The following is an 18930-nucleotide window of genomic DNA, read 5'->3' on the forward strand; positions in this document are numbered from 1 at the left end:
GCCCGACAAGGAGTCAGTTGAGCCGGGCAGCCCCTCCCGGTCAATGCGCTGAGCGTGGGCCCGCGTGCTCCTCAATGCGAGGGAGTTCATCGAGGTGCTCGCGCGCCCACGCGCAGGCCACGTTCATCGGGCCGAGCAACGAACGTCCCAGTTCGGTGAGGGTGTACTCAACTCGCGGCGGGTTCTCCTCGTACGTGGTTCGGGTAAGCCAACCGTCGCGCTCCATCGCGCGCAGCGTCTCGGTCAGGACCTTCGGGGCGACGCCCTTGAGCGGCACTTTCAGCTCGGTGAACCGGCGCGGGCCGTCCTCAAGACAGCGCAGGATCATGCCGCTCCACTTGTTGCCGACCCGGATAGGCATGTGGTGGCTGCAGTGCGGGTCGAACATGTCGGCGTTCAAGGGCGCGGTCATACGTCGACGATAGAGCCGGTTCCGTTGAAGTAACCGGGTACCTCCGACCTACCGTGCCCGTACACAAGGCCCGAACAAGCAATTCCGGGAGGAACCATGAGCAAGATCGTGATCTTCGGGGCAGGCGGACGCGTCGGGCGTGCGGCAGTGGCCGAAGCCGTGCGGCGCGGGTACACGGTGACGGCGGTGGTGCGAGACCCCGGCGAGTACCCAGACCTTGGCTCTTCGGATGCGGTAACGGTGGTGCGTGGTGATGCGACGGACGCCGAGTCGGTGGCGGCGGCTGCGGCGGGACACGATGCGGCGATCAACGCTTCGGTGCGGCTGGACCTGCCCGCCGAGGAGTACTTCACGGCGGCCGCACGGGCACTGGTGGAGGGGCTCGTGCGGGCGGGGGTGGGGCGCCTCCTGGTGCTGGGCATCGCGACGACGCTGGAAGTCTCACCGGGTGTGCGGGTGATGGATGATCCGGACTTCCCCGAGGCGTACCGGCTTTTTTCCCAGGGGCACGCCGCCGAGTTCGAGCTGCTGCGGGCTGATGCGACGGAACTTGACTGGCTGATGGTGGTCCCCCCGATGGACCTGAACGAGCAGGCCGAGGTCACCGGGCGCTACGTGAGCACGGTCGGTGCGGTGGTGGGACAGGGGCGGATATCGCATGCGGATCTGGCAGTGGCTCTGCTGGACGAGATCGAGACGCCGCGGCGTCGCGGGGTGCAATGGGCGGTTTCGCACTGAGCCTGTGACCGGAAGGGCCTGGGCGGGTGGGCGCTCAGGCCACTGCCCTACATGAGGGCGGAGACAAACGCCGTCCAAGCACTCCTTGAGAAGGTCAGAGAACCGGGGACCCGAGCACAGCGGACAGGGTGGCGGCCCGGAACATCTGGTGGGCCATGGCCGAAAACCGAAGTGCCTGCGGGTCACGAAGGTCCTGAGCCGAGGACGAAGTGTCGGCTGTGATCTCTCAACGACGCTCCGCACTCAGGGCAAGTGGTAGACGATTGCGTCGGCTTTGTGTGCCTCGACGACGGGCAGAATGGCAGCCTCCACGTCGGCCCACTCGAGCCCACCCAGCCCGGCAGCAATTCGTGGCATGGCGATACGCCGAACGCCGTGTTGGTCGGCGTGTGTGAGCATGGCGTCCACTGCTGACAGGACGGCCGACATCTCTGCGCGGCTGCGCCAGTGGGTCTGTGTCCCCAGATTGTAGATCCAGAGGCCTTCTGCTTGCCAGGGGAAGATCTTTCCGGGGCGCAAGTCCCCTGTTTGGCAGCGGGACTTGTACTCGGCATACATGCCTGGCCAGCGACGTTTGAACTCGACGGCTATGCCGCGCCCCATGGCGCCAGCGCAATTGCAGCCATGCGCCAGGGCATCGACGTCATCGGCAGTGAACAGATCCCCTTGTCGTGACACGGTGGCCATTGCAGTTCCTCTCGATGCAGGGCTCGACGTTTTTCTCCGGGTAGGGCAGGGTGCGTCAGCTGATCTATTCCAAAAGGTCATCTACGTAATCACCCAAGCCCGTTGGAAACGTTTCGCGATCTATGCCATGCAGGTGTGCCGTGTTTTCCGAATCTGTGAACCCGCCCGAACCAAGTTCCAGTAGGGCATGCAGTTGCGCTTCCAAAGCGGATGGGTCTTTCTCGCAAGCTGCAGAGATGGCCAGAAGGTTTGCAAGCATCCGACCATCGGCCTGCGAGTAGCTGGACACCCAGTCCGCTGTTTGGTCGGCACCAAGTTCACGCTGTCGTGCATCCGTGGCGGCGATACGTCGAACGATTTCATATAGCTGGGAAGGAGTCTGACCTCGTTTACCCTCGTGTTTCATCCTGCTTGAAACTCTGCTCCGGGTGCCACGCGGAAGTTGATCATCTTTCCCACGCTCATCGAGATCTCCAGCAGCTGCGCGTGGGGTACTGCCGGGGCCTCGAAGTGGGTTTTGCTTGTTTCCCGAGGCCGGTCCGCCGCCGACAGGACGGCGATATGCAACGTCTGGCAATCGATGGTCGGCATCGCGGCGCCTTTGGTGAGTTCGGTCAGACAAGGGAGTAAATCAGCCTGCGCGTCGGTGGCTGACCGTTTGCCGCCCAGTCTCAGTTAGCGGGACGCAGTGATTTCCCAGCCGAAGTGTGGAGCTATGTCCTGGAGAACGCCCTCAAGTTGGGCTGCAAGACTTCTGGTCGATTCACGAATGGTTGCCACGTTACTTGAGTCGGTCTCGGGTGACTCGGTCAGCGTTTGCAGTGCATCACGCTGAATGTGCAAGGTCGAGGCGTGGAGTGGCCCCGGTTCGGGAAGTGGGTCTCCTGCCCTGCGGATCGCAGGGGTGCTTCCCGTGACAGTCCAATCGAACTCGGACAAGAATGTCTCAACCGTTTGGCCGGCGAGTTTCGCTTTGCTTGTCGACGGGTTCAGATATGCGGCAAAAGTGTTCGCTGCGAGCGCCAATGCTTGCCCGGCATAGAATTCCTGATGGTCGGTGTCATCCGCATTCAGTTCCGGAGAGTCTTCTAGTGACTCGAGCGCTTCGACGCACTCATCCTCCACAGGCAGTCCAGAAGCTGCCTGCCAGCACAGCTCCAAGAGGTCGTCATACCATTCCTGGGACTCGGGATCCCCCAGCAGGCGATAGAGAGGGGCCAACTGTTCGGCGCCCAGGGCACAGAAGGCAACGATGGAGGAACTTGGTGAACCTTCCAACCTGCCCGCGACGTCGATGTACTGACTCACGAATTCATTACTCCTTAGACCAGAAGAGCGTAAAGGGTGAATTCTGGGGTGCGTGCCCTCGGATCCCCTCGCCGCCTATGTGGACGCCAGGGGTGTCGATGAGCTTCATGCAAGTCTCCCAGCAGAAGTTTCGTGATGCTGCCCCATAAACAGCGTATTCATCGGGCCCGAGATTCTTGAGAATGCCTTCCTCTGCGTGCCCGGCCGCCTGGATGAATTCCTCGCCTGGCTGAAGCTTCCAAGCTCCCGGCATGGGACCCCCGCCGTTGATTCCGATCCTTTTTACGAATTCCTTGGTCTCGGAGTTGAATACGCCGATTACTGCAGTTGTCCCTTTCTCTTGCGCCATCCAGAAGTCGTCTCTGATTGATTGTAGGTCTTCTGCCCGATCGAGTGCTCGGTGGGCGTCTTCCTCCGTTCCCGCACTCGGTTCGCAGTGCATGAGGCCGAGCGGATCGACCCAAGTGTGCGGGTTGAGTACGTACGCAGCCGGATTCGGAGCTGGAACGAGCCCCAACGGATCCGCCGACGTATACCGCCCCGTCTCCGGATCGTAATGCCGGTGGAAGTTGTAGTGCAGCCCCGTCTCCGGGTCGAAGTACTGCCCCGGAAACCGCAGAGGCGTGTACGTCGAGCTGTCCTTCGACCACGCCGTCGTGCCCCACAGCGTCGACCGTGTGCGCCAAGCCGTCGTCCCCGCCTCGTCGATCAACTCACTCGGCGTGCCGACCAAGTCCGTGATGATGGCGAAGAAGCGGCGGTCTATCTCGCGCTGCGGCGCGTCCGCCGTCGATATGCGCTCCGTCTGGGCGACCGGGCGCAGGCCGTTGTGGTCCCAGGTCAGCGTGACCGGGTTCGGGAGGTTCGTCGACGTCGTCGTCTGTTCTGCCAGCGTCGGGCCGTCCCAGGCGAAGGTCACCTCCTCCGCGACCTCGCCCGTCTCGCTTGCCAGGCGCTGTTTCGCCGTGCGGCGGCCCAACGGGTCGTACAGGTAGCGCCACTTCGTGCCGTCCGGAGTGACCACCGACCGCAGGCGGTCCTCCGCGTCCCACTCGTAGCGCCATGTGTCCGGCTTCCGCGAAAGGCGGGTTTTCTGGCGGAGGACTACACGGCCCTGCTCGTCGTGCTCGTAGCGGACCTTTCCGGCCCTCGATATTCGGGTGCCCGTGTACTCGCGGACTCCCTGCGCCTCCTTGCCCGGGTGGCCCTCGGGCCAGTGCGCCTCCGTCTGGTTGCCCGCCTCGTCGTAGGCGTACCGTTCCGTCCAGCCGGCCGCGTGTACTGCCGTCACCCGGCCCGCCGCGTCCAGGTCGAAGGTGCGGGTGCCCGTCGACACGTCCGCGATGCCCGTCAGGTGGCCGTCCCTGCGGTACGTGTACGCGCGGTGCTGGAACGCCGACTCGTCCGGGCCGCCCGTCAGGGTCTGCGAGACCAGGCGGCCCACCGCGTCCCAGCCGTGGGACAGGGTCAGGCCCTCGCCGAAGTGGCGGGCGGTCTCCCGGCCCGCCGCATCGTGCTCCATCGAGAAGGTCTGGCCCGAGGCCGTCAATCCCGTCCGGCGGCCCGCCTCGTCGTACGACCACGTCGTTATCGCCCCGGCCGGCGTCACCCGGCGCGTCCGGCGGCCCAGACGGTCATAGCCCAACGTCAGCGTGCGGCCGTTCGTCGTTTCCGACTTCGTTCGGCCCAGGCGGTCCCGGGTGTAGACCAGGGTCGCGTCAGGGCCCGCCGCCTCCAGCAGGCGGCCCGCCGCGTCGTGCGCGTACGTCGTGATCGCGCCCTCGGCGTTCTTCGAGATCACACGGCCCAGGGCGTCGTGCTCGTACGTGATCGTCTGGCCCAGGGCGTTCGTGCGGGACACCACCTGCCCCGCCGCGTCGTGCTCGTACCTCAGCGTCCTGCCGTCGAAGTCCGTCTCCGACAGCAGGCGGCCCGCCGGGTCGTACTCGTACGACCACGTCAGACCCTGGGGGTTGGTCACTTGCCGCAGCTGCAGACGCGTGTCGTGCTCGAACTCGTGCCGCACGCCGTCCGGGCCCGTCTGCGCCGTCAGCAGGTCGAAGTGCGTGTACTCGTACCTCGTCACCCCGCCCATCGGGTCGGTGCGCGTGACGCAGTTCCCCTCCCCGTCGTACGTCCACTTCTCTTCCGCGCCGTCCGGGGCGATACGGCGCGCCAGTTTGCCCTCGATCGTCCAGGACATGCGGGTCGTCGAGCCCAAGGGGTCGATCACCGCCGTGATGCGGCCGAAGGGGTCCCGTCTGTACGTCGTCACCCCGCCCAGCGGGTCCGTGATCTCCACCGGCAGGCCCGCCGCGTCGCACCGCACCCGCGTGATGGCGCCCAGCGCGTCCGTCACCCTCGCCGGGTGGCCGTACTCGTCGTAGGCGTACGCCGTCACGCCACCCGCCGGGTCGGTCACCGACGTCAGGTTGCCCGTCGCGTCGTACGCCTGGTGCCAGACCGCCCCGTCCGGGCCCTTGACCGTCTCCGTCAGGCCCAGGGCGTTGTACGTCGCCGTGCTCTCGCGGCCGTCGGGGCGGACGACCCCCACCAGCCGGCCGTCCTCGTCGTAGCGCAGCTCCGTCGTGCGGCCCAGCGCGTCCGTCCGCGAGAGCAGGCGGTCGTGGCGGTCCCACTGCGAGACCGTCGTCCCGCCCGTCGGGCCGGTCTCCGCTACGACCTGCGAACGGCCGTTGAAGGTGTACCGACTCACGTGGCCCAGCGCGTCCGTCATCATCGTGACGCGCAGGCCCGTGTCCGGGTCCGGCTCCCCGTACGTAAACGAACACCGCATGTGCCCTTCGGTGCCCGTCTGGAACACACAGCGGTCCGCGTCGTCGTACTCGTAGCGGTAGCTGCGGTCGTTCCGGTCCGTCCAGCCGACCACCCGACCCCGCTCGTCGTACGTGAAACGGAGCGGATCCCCCGAGGAGTTGACGACCTCCGTCAGATTGCCGTCCGTGTAGCCGTAGCGGATCAGCTCCGCGTCCGTGCCGCCCGGGCCGCCGGCTACGAGGTGCAGGGCGGTGATCCTGCCGTCTTTGGCAGCGATGCGGATGCGGTAGCCCGCGCTGTGGGCGATCGACGTTGGGGTGCCGTCGGAGTCGTATGCGTACGTAATCCAGTGGCCGTTCCGGTCTGTCAACTGCTCCAGCAGGGCCAGACCGTCGTCCCCGTCGGCGACCGGCGCGAAGTGCCAGGTGCGGCCGCCCCGCGGGTCACGGATGACGTAGCCGTCCCCTTCCTCGGCGCACTCCAGGGGCCAGCGCGGGCCGTGCGCCGGGAGCGTCGGGACGCCCGGCGCCGGGTGCGGGTACGACAGCAGCCTGCCGTCCTCGCAGACGAACAGCACGCCCTCCGCGTCGATCTCCAGGCGCTGATCCGCCGTGCTCGCCCAGGACGGGCCCAGCCAGCGGCCCGCCCGGTAGTTGGACTGCACCCTGCGGGTGAAGACCAGCGGCAGGGAGCCGGGCAGCGCCGCGTCCGTCTGGGACAGGAACATGTGGCCCGTGGCCAGGTCCACCGGGTCGCCGTTCGCGCAGCGTTCCTCATCCCGGCGCCCCGCGCTGTTCGGGTTCTCGTCGTGCGTCTTGCGGGCCGCCCCCGCCTCGCGCTCGGCAGCCTCCTTCCCCGCTTTCCGGAGGCCCTGCTCGGCGACCTCCTCCGCGCCCTTTCTCGCGCCGTTCATGGCCAGCCGCCGGCCCGCCGCGCCGGGGATGCTCGAGCCGCCGCTCGCTATCGCGGTCAGTGCGTCGAAGCCGAGCTTTCCGGCCGCCTCGCTGTTGTCCTTCCCCCAGCCGTCGCCCAGCAGCACCTTCGGAATCTGGTCCGGGTGATTGGCGAGCGTCAGCATTCCCGCGCCGAGGTTGTTGACGTGCTCCAGGTACGCGGCCGGGTGGGTGATGTTGTACGGGTCGAGGGGGTTCACGGTGCGGAGGAATTTGACCGCGCCCATGGCGGATTTGGTGGCACCGCCCGCGACGTGCGTCACCTCGATGGCCCCGGCCGTCTTCAGGTCGTCGAGGTCCATCGACATGCGGTCCGAGAACGCCGGCTTCTTCGGGGCATTCTTCAGCGCGCCCTTGATGGCCGTCGCCGCGTGCTCTGCCGCCGTATTGCGCTGTTTACGGGCGTTGGCCAGGGTCTCCTTCGCTTCCTGGATCTTGTCCTGGCCCGCGTTGGGGCATTCGCCGGGCGGGGTCGGGCGGGCGCCCGGGTCCTCGCCCTTCTTCGCCTTCGCGTTGTACGTCTTCGCCGCCTCGTTGTAGGCGTCGACCTTTGCGTTGTACGCGTCTATGGCCTTCTTCTGGGCCTCTTTGCCGGCCTTGTAGGCCGCTATTGCCTCCTTGGCCTTCCCCTGCGCCCAGGTCACTGTCTCCGCGTACGCCTCCAGGGCCTTGGCCGCGTCGCCGCACGCCTCCGCCGCCTGGGTCCACTGCTTCGGGTGCATCGCGAAATTCTCGCGGAAGGCGTTCGCGCCCTCGCCCTTCCAGTGGTCCGAGTCCAGCGCCGCCATGCCGCTGCCCACACGGCTGAAGGCACCGGAGAAGTCCTTCAGGTGGGAGGCCGAGGCGCGGATCTTCGACGGGTGGCCGTGGATCAGCTCGTCGGCCTGCTCGGTCTGGCCCAGCTGCTTCTCATTGACGTGCGCGCCCATTTCGGAAGCGAATTCGTCACCGAAGTCGTCCACGGCATTGGCCGCATCGTGCAGGCCGACGTAGTCCAGGCCCTTGCCCAGCTCGTGGGCTGTCCAGTTGACGCCCTCGCCGACCTTCTTCTTGCCCTCGTCCCAGAGGTGTTCGCCTTCGTCGCCGACCTTGTCGACGCCCTTCTTGAAGGTGCGCTTCGCATCCCCGAGGAAACTCATCAGTGCTCGGCCCCGCCCTGTCTTTCCTCATGCGCCTGCGCGGCCTTCAGGGCGTCGCCCCCGGGGCTGTGCGTCGTCTTCCAGTCCTGCCACGCCGCACTGTCGGTCTGCTTCGCGCGGTCCCAGGACTGCTGGAAGGAATCGCCGCTGTAGTCGATGTGCGCGAAGTTGCCATGGTCCGCGATCTCGTCCATGGACATGTTCTCGACCTGCTTGTCCGACAGCGTGGGATCGGCGCCGAAGCCCGCGGCCACCACCTTGAACGTCCCCTTGACGTACTTGTCCTGCTCGTAATACATGCCTGCCGAAAGGCCCACCCGGCGCGCGAATTCATTCCCGTCGTGGATCAGGGAGCGGACTCCCCATTCCCAGCGCTCGCAGAAGGTCTTGAAGTCGTTCGTCAGGCCGTCGTGCCCGGTGTCCATTCCGGTCAGTTCCATGCCGTCGAAGCCGCGGCCGGTGTTCGAGGCGCCCACCATGCCCATCCCGAGGTCCTTCAGCTCGCCGATGGCGTCGGTGAGTCCCTTCGCTATCCCGTTCAGCGCCTCCTGGCTCGCGTCCAGGTCGCTCACTTCGCCTCCGCCTCACCCTCGATGCCCTCGGTGTCCACCGCCGCCGCATCCGGCACGATTCCCGTCACCGGAGGCAGGAAGAACGGGGTGGCGCTGCCCACGTCCAGCGCCACCCCTGCCGGCTCGCCGACGCCCGGCACCACGACGTCCAGCAGGCGCGCGCCCAGCACCGATACGAAGTCCCAGTCCGCCTGCTCATCACTGCGAGCTATTGCAAAACGGGCCAAAGCCGATTCGTCTGTGAATGCGTGGATCCACCACACCCCGCCGTACGTGCTCGTCCACAGGCCACCGCGCTCGTCGAGCGGCACCAGCACCGCCGTGCGCCGGAACTCCCCGATCGCCGCCTTCGGGTGCCCCTGCCCCTCGTGTATCGCGGCTATCTCTTCCTGCAACGCCGTCACAACCACTGCCCCGTCAATGCCTTCGTCTCCCCGGCCCCCGCCGCCGCCACCGTCCGGCAGCGTAACCAACGACATGGCCATAAATCGCACCAGATCAGGGTTCAACCACAACACACGTGCCATTAACGTGTGTTCGGTTGGGTCGTTCCATCGAGCCCGACGACACAGCGGGGGGAGCGAGATGACAGACATCGGCACCAAGCGCGCAGGCCACACGGACCACACGAGCCACACACACCGCCCCGACCCGAAAGCCGTCCGCGGCCTCGCCGAACAGGCCCGAGCCCTCGCCGACGGCAGCGTCACCTCCCGGGCCCTCGTCGAGGACGCCCTCCGGCGCATCGCCGAGACGCAGCCCACCCTCAACGCCTTCCGCCTCGTGCGCACCGAGGCCGCGCTGCGCGAGGCCGACGAGGCCGACCGGCGGCTCTCGGCCGGGGAGCGTGCCCCGCTGCTCGGGGTGCCCGTCGCCGTCAAGGACGACATGGACGTCGCCGGGGAGCCCACTGCCTTCGGCTGCCCCGGCACCTTCCCGCCCAGGACCGCCGACAGCGAGGCCGTGCGGCGGCTGCGGGCCGCGGGGGCCGTCATCGTCGGCAAGACCAACACGCCCGAGCTGGGGCAGTGGCCCGTCACGGACGGCCGCGCCTTCGGCGTGACCCGCAATCCGTGGAGCCCGGAGCACACCCCCGGCGGGTCCTCGGGCGGCTCGGCCGCCGCCGTGGCCGCCGGGCTCGTGCCCGCCGCGCTGGGGTCGGACGGGGCCGGGTCGATCCGCATCCCCGCCGCCTGGACGCACCTCGTCGGCATCAAGCCGCAGCGCGGGCGCATCTCGGCCTGGCCCGCGCGGGAGGCCTTCCACGGGCTGACCGTCGACGGCCCGCTTGCCCGTACGGTCGCGGACGCGGCCCTGCTGCTGCACGTGGCGAGCGGCTCCCACGCCCGCGACCGGCACCGGCCCGCCGCCGTGGACGTGCTCGGCGCGGCGGAGCGCGGGCCCGGGCGGCGGCTGCGCATCGCGCTGTCCTTCCGGCCCGCCTTCGCCGCCGTGCGGCACTGGCTCGACCCGGTGGTGCGGGAAGCGGTCGTGCGGACCGCCGAGACGCTGGAGCGGCTGGGCCACGAGGTCGTCGAGGAGGACCCGCGCTACGGGCTCGTCGGGCTCACCTTCCTGCCGCGCTCGATGGGCGGGGTCCGCGACCTGGCCGTGCGGGCGCCCGACCGCGCCGCGCTCGATCCGCGGACGCGCGCCAACGCGGGCGCCGGGCTGCTGTTCGGCGGCGGCCTGCTGCGGGCGGCGCGGGCCGCCGAGGCGCCGCTGCGGCGGCGGACCGGGGAGCTGTTCGGGCGGTTCGACGCAGTGCTCACCCCCACCACGGCCGTGCCGCCGCTGCGGGTCGGCGAGCTGTCCGGGCTCGGCAGCCGCGACACCAACTCCCGGATGACCGCGGCCTGTCCGTACGCCTGGCCCTGGAACGTCCTCGGCTGGCCCGCCGTCAGCGTGCCCGCCGGCTTCACCGCCGCCGGGCTGCCGGTGGGCGCGCAGCTCCTCGGCCCGGCGGGCGGCGAGCCGCTGCTGGTCTCGCTGGCGGCGCAGCTGGAGGCGGACCAGCGGTGGTACGAGCGGTGGCCCGGCAGCCTTCCGAGCTGAGCCCGAACGGTTCCCGGCCCCGCCCGGGTCAGGGTCTGAGCACGCCTCGCCCCTGACCCAGGGTCAGGGCGCCAGCACGTCCAGTTCCGCCATCGCCCCCGTGGCGATCTCCCGCGTCAGCGCCTCCGCGCGCTCCGCGTCCCGCTCCCGTACCGCCTCGGCCACGCGTACGTGCAGGGTCACGGCGGCCGGGTCGGGGTCGGTGAACATCACCCGGTGCTGTGTGCGGCCCGTCAGGACCTCGGCGACGACGTCCCCGAGCCGCGCGAACATCTCGTTGCCGGAGGCGCGCAGGATCACCCGGTGGAAGGCGATGTCGTGCACCAGGTAGCGCTCCAGCTGCTGGCCGCGCGAGGTGGCGACCATGCCCAGGGCGTGCTCGGTCAGCTCGGCGCACTGCTCGGCGGTGGCGAGGCGGGCGGCCAGCCCGGCCGCGACGGGTTCCACGGCCGAGCGCAGGACGGTCAGCGAGCGCAGCTGGCGCGGGCGGTCCGGGCCGGCCAGGCGCCAGCGGATCACGCGCGGGTCGTAGACGTTCCACTCCTCGGCCGGGAGGACGGTCACGCCGACGCGGCGCCGCGAGGCGACCAGGTGCATCGACTCCAGGACGCGTATCACCTCGCGGACGACCGTGCGCGAGACGTCGAAGCGCTCCTCCAGCTCGTCCGTCCGCAGCACGCTGCCCGGCGGGTACTCGCCCGCGGTGATCGCGGGGCCCAGGGCGTCCAGCACGCGGGCGTGCAGATCCCGGCCCGCCGCCGGGGCCGCCCGGCCGCCGCCCTCTTTCCCCTGGTCGCCCTGGTCCTGGTTGCGCATGGGATCAGCCTACGGGGGCCTTCCCCTCCGGATTAAGTATGACGTTTTCGTTACGGGCTCTTGAATACGTCGTACATATGGGTTTCAGTGAGGCCCACACCGATGTCGACGGAGACAGCGAGGCGAGCACGGATGACCACCCGCATGACCACCCCCCACGTCATCGTGGTCATGGGCGTCGCCGGTACGGGCAAGACCACGATCGGCCCCCTGGTGGCGGACGCCTTCGGCGTCCCCTACGCCGAGGGCGACGACTTCCACCCGGCCGCCAACATCGCCAAGATGTCCGCCGGGACGCCGCTGGACGACGCGGACCGCGCGCCGTGGCTCGACGCCATCGGGGAATGGGCCCGCAGCCGTGCGGGCTCGGGCGGGGTGGTCAGCTGCTCCGCCCTCAAGCGGGCCTACCGCGACCGGCTGCGCGCCGCCGCGCCCGGGCTCGTCTTCCTGCACCTGACCGGCGACCGCGGGCTGATCGCCGCCCGCATGGCCGCCCGCAAGGGGCACTTCATGACCACCCGGCTGCTGGACTCCCAGTTCGCCACCCTCGAACCGCTCGGGGCCGACGAGGCGGGCGTCGTCGTCGACGTCGCGCCCGAGGCGGCCGTCATCGCCGAGCGGGCGGTCGCCGCACTGCGGCGGCTCTGACTCCCCCCAACTCTCTTTCCTAGGAAGCCCCGTGAGCACTCTCAGCGTCGAGATGCTGGCCGCGGCAGCACCCACCGCACCGATCACGTCGGCGGGTCACGCACAGCTGGGCATCGCCGTTCTCACCGGCATCGCCGTCATCGTCCTCCTGATCACCCGGTTCAAGCTGCACGCCTTCCTGGCGCTGACCATCGGCTCGCTCGTCCTCGGCGCCGCCGCGGGCGCGCCCATGGACAAGGCCATCGCGAGCTTCACGGCCGGGCTCGGCTCGACGGTCTCGGGCGTCGGCGTCCTCATCGCGCTCGGGGCGATCCTGGGCAAGCTGCTCGCCGACTCCGGCGGCGCCGACCAGATCGTGGACACGATCCTCGCCCGCGCGGGCAACCGCGCCATGCCCTGGGCGATCGTGCTGATCGCGGGCATCATCGGGCTGCCGCTGTTCTTCGAGGTCGGGATCGTGCTGCTGATCCCTGTGGTGCTGCTGGTCGCCAAGCGCGGCAACTTCTCCCTGATGCGCATCGGCATCCCCGCGCTCGCCGGGCTCTCCGTCATGCACGGCCTCGTACCGCCGCACCCCGGCCCGCTGGCCGCCATCGACGCGATCGGCGCCAACCTCGGCGTGACCCTGGCCCTCGGCGTCCTCGTCGCCGTGCCGACCGCGGTGATCGCGGGCCCGCTCTTCTCCCGCTACGCGGCGCGCTGGGTCGACATCACCCCGCCCGAGAAGCTCGTCCCGCAGCGGCCCTCGGAGGAGCTGGAGCGCCGCCCGGGCTTCGCCGCCACGGTGGGCACGGTGCTGCTGCCGGTCGTGCTGATGCTGGCCAAGGCCCTCGTCGACATCGTCGTGGACGACCCCAAGAACCATGTCCAGCGCGTCGCCGACGTCGTAGGCTCGCCGCTGATCGCGCTGCTGGCGGCCGTGCTCGTGGGCCTGTTCACGCTGGGCCGCGCCGCGGGCTTCGGCCGCGAACGGCTCGCCGGGACGGTCGAGAAGTCCCTCGTCCCCATCGCGGGCATCCTGCTGATCGTCGGCGCGGGCGGCGGCTTCAAGCAGACCCTCATCGACGTCGGCGTCGGCCGCATGATCCTGGACGTCTCCAAGGGCTGGTCCGTCTCCGCCCTCCTGCTCGCCTGGCTGATCGCCGTGGGCATCCGCCTGGCGACGGGCTCGGCGACGGTCGCCACGATCTCCGCGGCCGGCCTGGTCGCCCCGCTCGCCGCCGACATGAGCACGACGCACGCGGCCCTGCTGGTCCTGGCCGTGGGCGCGGGGTCCCTCTTCTTCTCCCACGTCAACGATGCCGGGTTCTGGATGGTGAAGGAGTACTTCGGCATGGACGTCGGGCAGACCATCAAGACCTGGTCCCTGATGGAGACGGTGATCTCCGTGGTGTCGCTGGGGTTCGTGATGGCGCTGTCGCTGGTGCTGTAGCCGGTGCTGTAGCCGGTGTTGTAAGGGAGTGGCTGGTTCCTGCTTCCTCGGCGAGGCCGGGCCCCTGCACACAGGGGCCCGGCCTGCCGGAAGCGGAAGGTGGCGCTACAGCTGCTGGGGAAGTCAGTGCTGGGTGCGCGAGTTCCAGATCGCCTGGCTGCCGTCGTAGATCACGACGTTGCCGTCGTCCTGGACGGCCAGGCGCGAACCCGGGTGCCCGGCGGTGTTGGACGCCCAGACCGCATGTCCGGAGCGGGTGTAGACGACGAAGTTGCCGTCCGTCTGGAAGGCGGCCGTCCAGCCCTGACCCACCGTGTTGGTGGCCCAGCGGGCACGGCCGAACTCGTCGTAGATGACGAGGTTGCCGTCGGACTGCATGACCAGCGTGGCCGTGTCGGAGCTGACCGACTCGTTGTGGTTGAGCACGAACGGTGCGAAGCGCGTCTGGCTCGCCGTGATCCCCTTGGCCGTCGCGGACGCGGGGGAGTGGTGCGCGGTCGCCGCGGTCGCCTGGCCGGTCAGGGTGACGGCGGCGAGTGCGGAGCTTGCGAGAAGTACGGCTGCTCTCTTGCCCACCGATCTCTTTCTCACCAGAGGACTCCTTTGTCCGGTGGTTCCCCTTGCGGTGCCCGGACGGGCACCGCAAGGGGACTCTCTCAGCGAGACCATGCGCAGGTATGCCCTTGGCAAAGTGATGACGTGTTCGTATCAGTCTTTGGCCTGAACTACGGGCGTGGGCAAGCCGTTTCCGGTGGGGTCACTGTGAAACCGGAGCCGGAGCAGCGGCGGTCAGCAGCGCGGCCGTGTACTCCCGCACGTCCCCCGGCTCGTCCGTGGCCAGCGCCACGTAGCCGTCCGGCCTGACCAGGAACAGCCCGGAGCCGTAGACCGACTTCGCGTGCCCCCACGCGTCGAGCAGATCCGCCTCCGGCCCGCCCACCCGGCACGTCCGCACCCACTCCGGCACGTCGACCGCCGCCCCGTCCCCCGTCAGGTCCAGCAGCGTGAAGTGCGGCCCGCGGAACACGTCGAACAGCCGCACCGCCGCCCCCGACGCCGCGTCCGTGCACGGCGCGTCCGGCGCCCGGTCGCCCGCGCGCAGCGCGCCCTCGGCCAGGTCCTGCCGCAGCTCCCGGGTCAGCGGGCCCTCCCGGTAGCCGAGGTCCAGCTGGTGGGCCTCCTTGCCGCGCCGGTGGAGGCCCTTGCCGCTCGCCCGGTCCGCCTCGTGGACGCGGCTGCTCAGCCCCAGCACGTGCGCGGCGATCCCGCGCCGCTCGGAGTCGTACGAGTCCACCAGGGTGTCCGGCGCGCCCAGGCGCAGCACGGCCTCCAGTTTCCAGCCGAGGTTGTAGCCGTCCTGGAGGCTGGTGTTGAGGCCCTGGCCGCCCGCCGGGGAGTGGACGTGCGCGGCGTCCCCGGCCAGCAGCACCCGGCCTGCACGGAACCGTTCCGCCATCGCCGTGCGGGCCTTGTAGGCGGAGGCCCAGCGCACCTCCTCCACCGTCAGCCGCAGACCGGTGCCGTCCGTCAGGTGGCGGGTCAGGGCCTCGGGGGTGGCGTCGTGCGCCAGGTCCAGGTCACCGTGCGTCTCCGCGAAGCCGGTGATGATCTGGATCGCGTCGGTGCCCTCCAGCGGGCGCAGGGCGATCAGGCCGCCTCCCTCCGAGGCCCACATGTGCCAGTGGTCCGGGTCGATTTCCGCGCGGTCGGGGCCGCCCAGCAGGAGGTCGGCCACCAGGGCCGGGCGCGGGTCCACCAGGCTCTCGCCGGTCAGGGGCACGCCCAGAGCCCGGCGGACGGTGCTGCGGCCGCCGTCGGCCGCGACGAGCCAGTCCGCCCGTACGGTCTCGGTGGTGCCGTCCGGGCGGCGGAGGGTCGCGGTGACGCCGTTGGCGTCCTGGTCGAAGCCGGTCAGCTCGGTGCCGAACTCCACCTCGCCGCCCAGTGCTTCGAGGCGGGCGCGGAGGATCTCCACGGTGCGCCACTGCGGCAGCGTCCGGGGGAAGCGGTACGGCACGCCGGGGGATTCGTCGGCGTGCTCCGCCAGGGCGCGGACGGCGCGGCGCTCGGGGCCGGCCCAGTCCTGCGCGGGCGGCACCGGGCGGCTGGCGGCCAGGACCTCTTCGACGACGCCCAGGTCGTCGAAGACCTCCAGGGTGCGCGGCTGGATGCCCGTGCCGCGCGAGCCGGAGAAGCCGCGCTCGGCGCGGTCGACGAGGCGGTGGCGGATGCCGCGCCGGGCGAGGTCGATGGCGAGCACGAGGCCGGTCGGGCCGGCACCGGTGATCAGGACTTCGGTGTGCGGAGTACGAGCGGACACAGGAGTACGAGCAGACACAGGGGTCCCCCTCAGTCGTCCTTAACTTTGTTAAGTGCGGTCTGCACCCAGAGTGAACTGAACGTTGTTAAGCTGTCAAGGTGGTTTCCAGAATCGACCGTGCCCAGGTGGCCGACGCCGCCCTCCGCCTGCTGAACGAGGTGGGCCTCGACGGGCTCACGCTGCGCAGGATCGCGAAAGAGCTGAACGTCCAGGCCCCCGCCCTGTACTGGCACTTCAAGAACAAGCAGGAGCTGCTCGACGAGGTGGCCACGGAGATGTTCCGGCGGATGGCCGCTCCCATCGCCGCCGTCGACCGCAGCACGTGGCAGGGCTACCTGGCCGGCGTGGCCCGCGGTCTCCGGGGCTTCCTGCTCGAGTACCGCGACGGCGCCAAGGTCTTCGGCGGCACGCGCTTCACGGACGGCGGCTATGCGGGCCCGGTCGAGGAGATGATGCGCGTCCTCGTGGACGCCGGCTTCACCCCGCGCACCGCCGCCCGCGCCTGGTTCACCGTGCAGACCTACACGATGGGCTATGTGATGGAGGAGCAGTCCGTCTACCCCGTCCCCCACGGCGAGCGCGACCCCATGTACGAACTCAGCGACCGCGCCCGCAAGCTGGAGGGTCATCCGCTCGCGACCGAGGCGGGCTGGGAGTTCTTCGAGGACCTCGACGCGGGCTTCGAGACCGGGCTGCGCATCGTCGTCGCGGGCATCGAGGCCCAGATCGCGCCGGAGGTGCGTCCGTAGCGTTATCTGCTACCCGCCATCTGCTACCCGTCATACCTGAGAGCTACATCGAACCTGGCTCCCCGGCGGGACGCCGACCACGACACCTTCTCCATAGCTTCCGTACCGCAAGCACGAACGACACCCGGTACGGAAGGACCACGCCATGGCGTCCCGCCCGCGCACGAGCGGCACCGGCCGCACGAGCCGACTGCGCCGCACCCTGCTCGCCGCCCTCGTCGCGGCCTCGGTGGCCGTGCCGGTGGCGGGCGCCGCCCGGCCAGCCGCCGTCCCCGCGCCCGCGCCCGCCGCCGCGTCCCCGCTGCGGGACGCCGCCCCCGCCGCGCTCGCCGAGCGGTACGCCGCCTCCCGCGCGGACATCCGGGCCGCCGAGCAGGCGGCCGAGCGGCACGGCGATCGGAAGCGGGCCGCCGCGCTGCACGCCATGGCCGACCCGGCGCGCCGGTTCCTCTCCTTCGACGGCCGCGACGGCGGCCGCACCGCGGAGGTCTTCGGCGACATCTCCTCGGCCGAGCGGATAGCCGTGCTGGTCCCGGGCTCGGACAACGACCTCGACCGGTACGGGCGCCTCCGGGCCGACGCCGAGGCCCTCCGGGCGCAGCTCGGCGACCGGTCCGCCGTCATCGCCTGGCTGGGCTACCGCACGCCGGGCATGCTGACCCCCGACGTGCTGACCCGCGACCTGGCCGACTCCGCCGGTCGCGAACTGCACCGATTTGCCGAAGAGTTGCGGGCCGCCAGGCCGGACGCGCGGACCTCCCTCGTCTGCCACTCCTACGGCACCGTCGTCTGCGCAGCCGCCGCACCCGGGCTGGCCGTTGCCGGCATCGTCCTGTACGGCAGCCCCGGCGTCGGCGTCCCGGATGCGGCCGCGCTGCACACCCCCGCCACCGTCTGGGCGGGCCGGGGCGGCAGCGACTGGATCGCCGGTGTGCCCCACGCCCGGCTCGAACTGCCCTTCGCCACAGTCGGGTTCGGCACCGACCCCGTCTCCCCGGAGTTCGGCGCCCGGATCTTCCCGGCGGGCGACGGCGGCCACAGCGACTACCTCAAGCCCGGCTCCGTACCCCTGGCCAACATCGCCCGGATCATCTCGGGCCTTCAGCCCGCCGAGGAGGGCAGCCATGCGTAACGCCCTGCGCGTCACCCCCCTGCGTGACCGCCTACGCCGCATCGACGCCGCCACCCCGCCCGACCGCGACCGCGCCCTCGACGCCCTGCGCGGCTTCGCCATCCTCGGCGTCGTCCTCGGCCACTGGCTGGTGACCGCCCTCGTCTCCGACAGCGGCACGGTGCACACCACCAGCCCCCTCTCCTACCTGCCCGAACTCACCCCGGTCTCCTGGGTGTTCCAGACCCTCGCCGTCTTCTTCCTGGTAGGCGGCGAGGTCGGCGCCGCGGGCTACGCCTCGGCCCGCGCCCGGGGCACGACCTACGGGCAGTGGCTCCGCGCCCGGCTGGTCCGGCTGTTCCGGCCCGTCGCCGCCGTGCTGGTGGTGTGGGCCGCGGCAGCCGCCGGGATGCTCGTGTCCGGGGTCGGCATCGAGACCCTGCACACGCTCCTCAAGCTGGTGCTGTCGCCGCTGTGGTTCCTGCTGGTCTTCGCGGTGCTCACCGCCGCCACTCCGCTGGTCGCCCGGCTGCACCCGCTCTGGCCGCTCGCCGTGGTGCTGCACGTCGACCTCCTGCGGTTCGGCCTCGGCGGCCCGGCCCGGCTCGGCTGGCTCAACGTGGCGGCCGGCTGGCTCGTCCCCTACTGCCTGGGCGCGCTCCGGGCCCGGGGCGGCCTGCGGGGCCGTACGACCGGATGGGCGCTGCTGCTCGGCGGCGGCGCCGTCACCGCCGGACTCGTCCTGTGGGCCGGCTACCCGGCGTCCATGGTCGGCGTGCCCGGCGCCGCGGTCTCCAACCTCAACCCGCCCACCCTCGCGGCCGTCACCTTCGGCCTCGCCCAGTGCGGCGCCGCCCTCCTGCTGCGTGCCCCGCTGCGGCGGGTGCTCGCGCGGCCCGCCGTCTGGGCCGCGGTCGCCCTGCTGAACCTCTCGGCGATGACGGTCTTCCTCTGGCACCAGACCGCGATGATGGCCGTCACCTCGCTCGGTCTGCTCGCGGGCCGCCCGCTGCCCGGCCTGCACACCGTCCCCGACGGCGCGGGCTGGGTGCTCGCCCGGCTCGCCTGGCTGCCGGTCTTCGCGGTCGCGCTGCTGGTGTGCTGTGCCGCGTTCCGGGCGCACGAGCAGGTGCGGCCGCGCGGCGGGTCCCGGGTCGTGTGCGGGCGGCGGCCCGTACGCACCGTCGAGCTGCCCCGTGTCTAGAGTGGATC

General features: G+C 70.3%; 18 protein-coding genes. 7 read left to right on the forward strand and 11 right to left on the reverse strand.

Features of this window, described 5'->3' with window-relative positions; translation table 11 throughout:
* Positions 1–40: 40 nt before the first annotated feature.
* Positions 41–412: a winged helix-turn-helix transcriptional regulator gene (locus AC1Z4A_RS19745; protein ID WP_483680601.1), complete on the reverse strand. Its 372-nt coding sequence runs from the start codon at positions 410–412 to the stop codon at positions 41–43.
* Between the two features lie 96 nt (positions 413–508).
* On the opposite strand from AC1Z4A_RS19745, the gene AC1Z4A_RS19750 reads away from it, so the two are divergent.
* Positions 509–1150 (forward strand): NAD(P)-dependent oxidoreductase, encoded by a 642-nt coding sequence (locus tag AC1Z4A_RS19750; RefSeq protein WP_483680602.1) that lies wholly within the window; start codon positions 509–511, stop codon positions 1148–1150.
* A gap of 243 nt (positions 1151–1393) precedes the next feature.
* Here the strand turns inward: AC1Z4A_RS19750 and AC1Z4A_RS19755 are convergent, their stop codons facing one another.
* The 7 genes from AC1Z4A_RS19755 to AC1Z4A_RS19785 all read right to left on the reverse strand — a co-directional run bounded on the left by AC1Z4A_RS19755 (position 1394) and on the right by AC1Z4A_RS19785 (position 9114).
* Positions 1394–1837 carry a macro domain-containing protein gene (locus AC1Z4A_RS19755; RefSeq protein ID WP_483680603.1) on the reverse strand — a complete coding sequence of 148 codons (444 nt, stop codon included), beginning with the start codon at positions 1835–1837 and terminating at the stop codon, positions 1394–1396.
* Positions 1838–1901: 64 nt separating this feature from the next.
* Positions 1902–2243 (reverse strand): hypothetical protein, encoded by a 342-nt coding sequence (locus AC1Z4A_RS19760; protein WP_483680605.1) that lies wholly within the window; start codon positions 2241–2243, stop codon positions 1902–1904.
* Positions 2240–2428: a hypothetical protein gene (locus tag AC1Z4A_RS19765; protein WP_483680606.1), complete on the reverse strand. Its 189-nt coding sequence runs from the start codon at positions 2426–2428 to the stop codon at positions 2240–2242. Before AC1Z4A_RS19765 ends, AC1Z4A_RS19760 begins: the two co-directional genes overlap by 4 nt.
* 84 nt (positions 2429–2512) lie before the next feature.
* Complete coding sequence (locus tag AC1Z4A_RS19770) at positions 2513–3145, reverse strand: YjaG family protein (RefSeq protein WP_483680607.1); 633 nt, start codon at positions 3143–3145, stop codon at positions 2513–2515.
* Between the two features lie 7 nt (positions 3146–3152).
* A complete protein-coding gene (locus AC1Z4A_RS19775; protein ID WP_483680608.1) occupies positions 3153–8015 on the reverse strand; it encodes a putative T7SS-secreted protein in 4863 nt (1620 codons plus the stop codon).
* Positions 8015–8587: a hypothetical protein gene (locus AC1Z4A_RS19780; protein WP_483680610.1), complete on the reverse strand. Its 573-nt coding sequence runs from the start codon at positions 8585–8587 to the stop codon at positions 8015–8017. The genes AC1Z4A_RS19775 and AC1Z4A_RS19780 overlap by 1 nt, the downstream gene beginning before the upstream one ends.
* Positions 8584–9114: an SseB family protein gene (locus AC1Z4A_RS19785; RefSeq protein ID WP_483680611.1), complete on the reverse strand. Its 531-nt coding sequence runs from the start codon at positions 9112–9114 to the stop codon at positions 8584–8586. The genes AC1Z4A_RS19780 and AC1Z4A_RS19785 overlap by 4 nt, the downstream gene beginning before the upstream one ends.
* Positions 9115–9172: 58 nt before the next feature.
* Here AC1Z4A_RS19785 and AC1Z4A_RS19790 point away from each other — a divergent pair, with 58 nt between their 5' ends.
* A complete protein-coding gene (locus AC1Z4A_RS19790; RefSeq protein WP_483680613.1) occupies positions 9173–10642 on the forward strand; it encodes an amidase in 1470 nt (489 codons plus the stop codon).
* Between the two features lie 63 nt (positions 10643–10705).
* Here AC1Z4A_RS19790 and AC1Z4A_RS19795 read toward each other — a convergent pair whose 3' ends face one another.
* Positions 10706–11458 (reverse strand): FadR/GntR family transcriptional regulator, encoded by a 753-nt coding sequence (locus tag AC1Z4A_RS19795; protein ID WP_483680615.1) that lies wholly within the window; start codon positions 11456–11458, stop codon positions 10706–10708.
* A 144-nt stretch (positions 11459–11602) separates the two neighbouring features.
* Here AC1Z4A_RS19795 and AC1Z4A_RS19800 point away from each other — a divergent pair, with 144 nt between their 5' ends.
* Positions 11603–12106: a gluconokinase gene (locus AC1Z4A_RS19800; protein WP_483680616.1), complete on the forward strand. Its 504-nt coding sequence runs from the start codon at positions 11603–11605 to the stop codon at positions 12104–12106.
* Positions 12107–12137: 31 nt separating this feature from the next.
* A complete protein-coding gene (locus AC1Z4A_RS19805) occupies positions 12138–13538 on the forward strand; it encodes a GntP family permease (RefSeq protein ID WP_483680618.1) in 1401 nt (466 codons plus the stop codon).
* 123 nt (positions 13539–13661) lie between these two features.
* Here AC1Z4A_RS19805 and AC1Z4A_RS19810 read toward each other — a convergent pair whose 3' ends face one another.
* Complete coding sequence (locus AC1Z4A_RS19810; RefSeq protein WP_483680620.1) at positions 13662–14129, reverse strand: hypothetical protein; 468 nt, start codon at positions 14127–14129, stop codon at positions 13662–13664.
* A 166-nt stretch (positions 14130–14295) separates the two neighbouring features.
* Complete coding sequence (locus AC1Z4A_RS19815) at positions 14296–15858, reverse strand: FAD-dependent monooxygenase (protein ID WP_483680622.1); 1563 nt, start codon at positions 15856–15858, stop codon at positions 14296–14298.
* A 98-nt stretch (positions 15859–15956) separates the two neighbouring features.
* Between AC1Z4A_RS19815 and AC1Z4A_RS19820 the strand changes: the two genes are divergently transcribed.
* The 3 genes from AC1Z4A_RS19820 to AC1Z4A_RS19830 all read left to right on the forward strand — a co-directional run bounded on the left by AC1Z4A_RS19820 (position 15957) and on the right by AC1Z4A_RS19830 (position 18922).
* The gene (locus tag AC1Z4A_RS19820; protein ID WP_483680624.1) at positions 15957–16607 is read left to right on the forward strand and encodes a TetR/AcrR family transcriptional regulator C-terminal domain-containing protein; all 651 of its coding nucleotides are present in this window, start codon (positions 15957–15959) and stop codon (positions 16605–16607) included.
* Positions 16608–16752: 145 nt separating this feature from the next.
* Positions 16753–17739, forward strand: a complete 987-nt coding sequence (locus AC1Z4A_RS19825; protein ID WP_483680626.1) for an alpha/beta hydrolase — start codon at positions 16753–16755, stop codon at positions 17737–17739.
* Positions 17732–18922 (forward strand): acyltransferase family protein, encoded by a 1191-nt coding sequence (locus tag AC1Z4A_RS19830; RefSeq protein ID WP_483680628.1) that lies wholly within the window; start codon positions 17732–17734, stop codon positions 18920–18922. The genes AC1Z4A_RS19825 and AC1Z4A_RS19830 overlap by 8 nt, the downstream gene beginning before the upstream one ends.
* Positions 18923–18930 lie beyond the last annotated feature (8 nt).

The sequence above is a fragment of the Streptomyces sp. 17_S59 genome (assembly GCF_056930295.1).